This window comes from Granulicatella sp. WM01 (assembly GCF_004570605.1).
Lineage (GTDB): Bacteria > Bacillota > Bacilli > Lactobacillales > Aerococcaceae > WM01.
Genome location: NZ_SPPB01000200.1, coordinates 1 through 224 on the forward strand (window position 1 = coordinate 1; position 224 = coordinate 224).

The window sequence follows — 224 nt, forward strand, 5'->3', positions numbered from 1 at the left end:
TATCGTCAACGTCTTTCTTAGCAGCATCTTTTTCTTCATCTGTCAAATCTTTACGATTATCAATAGCTGACTTTTTAGTTTCCGCAGCTGTATCAATGGCTGCTTTTGCTGCATTTTTACTATCTGCATTTGGATTAACTTCGTTAATAGCAGTAGTACCGTCTGTCTTAGCTGTGTCTACTTCTGCATTTGTTGTTGCATTATCAACATTTGCTTTTGCTTCT

Annotated in this window: 1 protein-coding gene; it reads right to left on the reverse strand. The window is 36.6% G+C overall.

Annotation, left to right across the window (positions count from 1 at the left end):
* On the reverse strand, positions 1 to 224 hold a 224-nt coding region (locus E4T68_RS09170; protein ID WP_135126096.1), incomplete at both ends, for a DUF1542 domain-containing protein.